The sequence below is a fragment of the Actinophytocola sp. genome, assembly GCF_036555685.1.
Lineage (GTDB): Bacteria > Actinomycetota > Actinomycetes > Mycobacteriales > Pseudonocardiaceae > Actinophytocola.
Genome location: NZ_DATBKY010000175.1, coordinates 1 through 3,938 on the forward strand (window position 1 = coordinate 1; position 3,938 = coordinate 3,938).

A 3,938-nucleotide genomic window follows, 5' to 3' on the forward strand; every position below is an offset into this window, starting at 1 on the left:
CCCCCCCCCCCCCGCGCCGGTCACACGAGCAGGGTCTTCTCAGCCGGTCGGGACCAGGCTCGGGGTGAGGCGGACCGGCAGGTAGCGGCAACCCCACGTGAAGTTGGACGCCGTGTAGGCCGGGTCGCCGATCAGCTCCACCGCCGAGACCTGTTTCGTCAGCTCCTCCAGGAAGATCGACAGCTCCAGCCTCGCCAGCTTGGCACCCAGGCACAGGTGGCGGCCGCCGCCGAAGGTCAGGTGCCGGTTGGGGCTCCGGTCGATGCGGAAGCGGTCCGCGCCGGGGAAGGCGCGTTCGTCGCGGTTGGCCGACACGTTCCACACCGTGACGCGGTCACCCACCGCGATGTCCTGCTCGCCGATGCGAGCCGGGCGCATCGCGGTGCGCATGACGTGCACGCCCGGGGTGGTCCAGCGCAGGATCTCCTCGACCGCGGTCGGGATCACCTCCGGACCGCCCGTGCGCAGCAGCTCCCACTGGTCGGGGTTCTGGGTGAACGCGAGCAGCCCGCCGGCCGCCGAGTACCTCGTGGTTTCGTTCCCGCCGGCCATCACCCCGTTGCAGTTGACGATGATCTCCTCGTCGGTCAGCTCCCGCTCACCGTCGGCGGTCTCCCGGCGGTCGGTGGCCACCTTGCTGATGAAGTCGGTGCCCGGGTTCTTCCGGCGCTTCGCCAGCAACTCCGTGAAGTACAGGAAGATCTCCGCGTGGTTGCCCGCCCGCGCCTGCTCGTCTGGGTCCTCGAACGCGCCGTTCATGGTCCGGCCGAGCCAGTCCCAGTCCGGGCGCGCCACGCCGAGCAACGCGCACACCACCCTCGTCGGCAGCCGCCGCACGACCTCGACGATGTCGAGCTCGCGGGCCTCGAGCGCCTCGGCCAGCAGCTCCCGGACGATCTCGCGGACGAGCCCGTCCAGGTCCTCGGGGAAGACGCTCTTGTTCAGCACCCGCTTGAGCTGCGTGTGTTCCGGCGGGTCGGACACGATCAGCATCCGCTGGGACACCGCCGCGACCGCCTCCGGGTTGGTGTCCAGCCGCATCCCGTAGCGGGAGGAGAACACGTCCGAGTCGCGGTACACGCCGACCGCGTCGGCGTACCGGGTGAGTGCCCAGAAACCGCCGCCCGCCTCGTGCCAGTGCACCGGGTCGTGCTCGCGCAGCCAGGCCATCGCCGGCCAGAACGCGCTGCCGCCGAACGCGCTGTCGTCGGTGAGGTCGATCAGCACGGGACCCCCTGCGGCGCGACGATCTCACCGAGCAACCGGGGCACCTCGACCGCGTGCTGCATCGCGAACACGTGCCCGCCGGTGAACTGGCGGCGCGCGACCTCGCGGCCGAGGAACGGCGCCCACTCGTCGAGCTTGTCGGGCGCCGCGAGGTCGTCACCCTCGCCGCCCCACACGTGGACCTCGGTGTCGATGCCCGGCTCGGCCGGCAGCTCGTAGTCGACGGTCAGCGTGACGTCCTTGCGCACCAGCTCGATCACCAGCTCCTTGGTGTCCTCGTCCAGCTCGGAGCCCTCGAGGCCCGCCCGGGCGAACGCCACGAGCCCCTCGGGGTTGCAGCGCAGGTGCGGCGGCTCGCACGAGGCCAGCACCATCGCGGCCGGCCGGCGGCCCAGCTCGCCGAGCCGCCGGGTCAGCTCGTAGCCGACGAGCCCGCCGAAGCTCTCGCCGAACACCACCAGCGGCGCGCCGGGGTCGGCGTACTCGACCGCCTCCGCGGCCACCGCGGTCACGATCTCCTCCAAAGAGGACGGATGCGCCTCGTCGAGCCGTTCCTCCCGGCCCGGCAGCTGGACGCCCACCACGGCGACCGAGTCGCCGAGCTCGTTCTGCCAGTCGCGGAAGCGCCCGCAACCCGACCCGGCCGGCGGCAAGCACAGCAGTGTCGGCCGGCCCTCCGGCTTGCCCGACCACGGCACCAGCCACGTGCCGGTGACCGCCTTCGGGGCCGTCGCGTCGCCGGCCCGGTCCAGCTCGGCGGCCAGCGCCGCCGGTGTCGGATGCGCGAGCAGATCCTGCATGGACAGCCGCACGCCGGTCCGCTCGCGCAGTGCCGACACCGCGCGGGCGGCGAGCAGCGAATGCCCACCGAGCTCGAAGAAGTTGGCGTCGACGTCCGCGACCTGCCGGTCGAGCACCGAGCTCCACGCCTCGCACACGGCCGTCTCGCGTGGCGTCGACGGACCCCGGCCGGCCAGCACGGGCACGCTCGCCGCGGCCTCGCGGGCCAGCGCCTCGCGGTCGACCTTGCCGTTGACGGTGACCGGCAGGGAGGCGACGACGTCGATCACGCCCGGCACCATGAACTCCGGCAACCGGTCCCGGCAGCCCGCCCGCAGCCCGGCCACGTCCACCGCCGCGCCGGCGTCCGCCACCACTGCGAGGCCGAGCGCGTCCCCGGACTCGAGCACGAACGCGGCCGCGGCGGCGACCCCGGCCTGGTCCTCGGCAACCTGCTCCACCTCGCGTGGCTCCACCCGGAACCCGCGCACCTTCACCTGGTCGTCGCGCCGCCCGGCGAACTCCAGCAACCCGTCCGCGCGCACGGTCACCAGGTCGCCGGTCCGGTAGACGCGGTCGCCCGACGGCAGGAGCGGGAACCGCTCGGCGGTCAGCTCCGGACGGTTGCGGTAGCCGCGGGCCACGGCCGGACCGCCGACGTACAGCTCACCCGTCGACCCCGCCCGCACCGGCGCGCCGTCGTCGTCGAGCACGTAGGCCGCGTAGCCGGGAGCGGGCCGGCCGATCGACAGCACGTCGTCGCCGCGCGCGCTGTCCGCCCACGTCGCCGCGATCGTCGCCTCGGTCGGGCCGTAGACGTTGAGGACCCGCCGGCCGGCCAGCCGTTCCACCAGCGGGCGCGGGCACCGCTCGCCCGCCAGCACCACGGTGTCCACAGTGGGCAGTGCGTCGATGCACGCGGCGACCAGCGTCGGCGGCATGCTGATGGTCCGCGGCGCCACGGCCGCCATTCGCTCGGCGAGGTCGCCCGCCTCGCCGTCGTGCAGGTCCACGAGCACGGTGCCCTGCCCGTGCAGCAGGTGCAGCAGCACGTTCCACAGCCACCCGTCGAACGCCGGGGACAGCGGGTTCGCGCCGACCCCGCCCGGTTCCAGCCCGATCGTCGCGAGCGCGGTCAGGAACGTGCCGAGGTTGCCGTATGTCACCTCCACGCCTTTGGGCCAGCCGGAGGTGCCTGACGTGTAGATGATGTATGCGCACTCACCGGCGTCCTGGGCGGCGGGCTCCGGCCCGTCGCCGGTGGCCGCCTCGAGCCCGACGCGACGCACGCCCGCCGGCACCACGCCGCTCGCGATCCGGTCCGCCAGCAGGTGAGTGACCCGCGCGTCCCGCAGAATGAAGTTGACCCGGTCCGCGGGGTACCGGTCGTCGACCGGCACCGCGGTCGCGCCCAGCCACCACACCGCGAGCATCGCCGGGATCGTCAGCCGGGAGCGTCCACTGCCGACGCCGACCGCGGTGCCGGGCGCGACGCCGTGCTCGGCGAGCTGCCCGGCGATCGCGCGGGTCCGGTGGGACAGTTCGGCGAAGTCGAGCGTGCCGTCCGGCGCGGAGGAGGCCGGCGCATGCGGGGTCTCGGTGGCCCATCGGTTCAGTGCGGCGAACGCGAGATTCGCGCCCGGATTGTCGTCACTCGTCGCCCGTAAGTGGGACGTGCTCATGCCTGTTCCTGTTCTTTCGCAGCAAGAAGGCAGGGGGAATCGGCTCCGGGGACGGGGCGGGGGCTCGGCGGTCCGTTCCGGAGCTGGTATCAGGAGGATGACGATCAGCAAACTTATCCGCGGCAACTCGGCACAGCAACGCGCCATTCGGGTTGCTGTCACACCGATGGGCGTCCCACGATCGGCCTAGCGCACGGCGTGTTGCCGACACACGGAGTCAGCCCGGACATTGGTCGTGTATTTCGCACG

The 3,938-nt window shown here is 73.0% G+C and carries 2 protein-coding genes; both read right to left on the bottom strand.

Translation table 11 applies throughout. The features are described from left to right. Positions 1–39: 39 nt before the first annotated feature. The gene (locus VH969_RS16730) at positions 40–1,227 is read right to left on the bottom strand and encodes a cytochrome P450 (RefSeq protein WP_331975121.1); all 1,188 of its coding nucleotides are present in this window, start codon (positions 1,225–1,227) and stop codon (positions 40–42) included. Next, on the bottom strand, positions 1,221–3,689 hold the full coding sequence (locus tag VH969_RS16735) for an amino acid adenylation domain-containing protein (protein ID WP_331975123.1): 2,469 nt from the start codon (positions 3,687–3,689) through the stop codon (positions 1,221–1,223). The genes VH969_RS16730 and VH969_RS16735 overlap by 7 nt, the downstream gene beginning before the upstream one ends. Between the last annotated feature and the right edge of the window lie 249 nt (positions 3,690–3,938).

Coding starts and splice junctions, on each gene's coding strand:
- VH969_RS16735 (WP_331975123.1), bottom strand. CDS start 3,689: ATGAGCACGTCCCACTTACGGGCGACGAGTGACGACAATCCGGGCGCG.